The organism is Acidovorax sp. KPB24-07, from assembly GCF_057543315.1.
Window position 1 is genome coordinate 1 of record NZ_BAAJYS010000664.1, and the last position, 1,276, is coordinate 1,276.

The 1,276-nt window shown below is 63.9% G+C and carries 2 protein-coding genes; both read left to right on the plus strand.

Going from position 1 to position 1,276, the window contains the following annotated elements:
- Window positions 1–962 (plus strand): replication initiation factor domain-containing protein (locus AC27IQ_RS24820; RefSeq protein ID WP_487091195.1); only part of this gene is annotated, 962 nt, incomplete at its 5' end.
- Window positions 959–1,276 (plus strand): single-stranded DNA-binding protein (locus AC27IQ_RS24825; protein ID WP_487091171.1); only part of this gene is annotated, 318 nt, incomplete at its 3' end. The genes AC27IQ_RS24820 and AC27IQ_RS24825, both read left to right, overlap by 4 nt.

Here is a 1,276-nt window from a genome sequence, read left to right on the forward strand (position 1 = left end):
TAACACGGGTGGAAAGTTCTACCCCCGCTGCTGATTCGAGGTGCGCCAAGATCGATTGGCTGAATGCCACTTTCGATGCCCCAGTCATGAGCGTGCACGGCCTGATGGGCTTCCTCGATGGAGTCATGGCCGGCAGGCTGACCGCAGTGCTGGACGGCGGCCTGTTTGGCTTCACCGAGCGTCATCGGTTGACCCTCCAGCTGGACGATGGCGCCAAGGTCGAAGTGGGCGCGATCGCGCGCGGCGGCGAGTCCCAGAAGGGCCGCTGGCTGCTTCAGCTCAACGGCAAGGGCTGCGGCCTGGTCAACGACTGGGCCAGTGTGCAAGAGCTGCTCGAAGGCCTCGACGCCACGCTCTCACGCGTGGACCTGGCAGTGGACTTCCTCGAAGGCGAATACACCGTAGACGACGCGCTCAGCCTCTGGCACGACGGCGCATTTATCAATCGTGGGCGAAACCCTGAACTCGACGCACAGGGCGCTTGGCACGAACAAGGCACGAAGGGACGCACGATGTACGTTGGCAAGCTCAAGAACGGCAAGGCGCTCTGCGTCTACGAAAAAGGCCTGCAGCTCAACATGCCCGACAGCAACTGGACGCGCTTCGAGGTGCGGCTGGGCAATCGGGATCGCGTCATCCCGCTCGACGTCCTGACCAATCCGGACCGGTACTTCACTGGCGCTTATCCAGCCCTCGCTCACATGCTGGAAGCGGCCGCAGAGGCCATCCCCACCAGCCAGGAAGAGACGAAGGGCAGCTTGGCCCACGGCCTCTATCACCTCGAACGCTGCTACGGCAAATACATGCACCAGGCGCTGGAAATGACCGGCTGCACCTCGGGCGAATTGATCGAAGAAGTCCGAGTGATCGGCATCCCCAAGAAGGTAGACCCCGCCGGCGGCAGTGCCGGCCTCCAGTGGCCGGAGTTGCAGGCCCAGATTCAGAGGATCAGACCATCATGAACGCACCCGTAGCCTCCCCAACCCAGGGAACCAAGATCCAGCCCATGCAGGTGCTGGTGAAGGGCCGCATTGACGCGTCCCGCCGCCACGAACAAACGCGCTACACCCGCATCGTGACGCCCGCGCCCGACCCCTACAGCCGTCCGCAGACCGTCGAGGTCCGCAGCAAGGCCCAGCTAGGCCAAAAGGGCGAAGAAGTCTCGGTCCTGGCGCAGCTGGGCGGGTACACGCGCAAGCCCTTTCGCAGCACCGACAAAGAGACCGGCGAGGTCACGAGCGTCACCCCCGTGGACCTCACGCTGGACGCGGTGGAG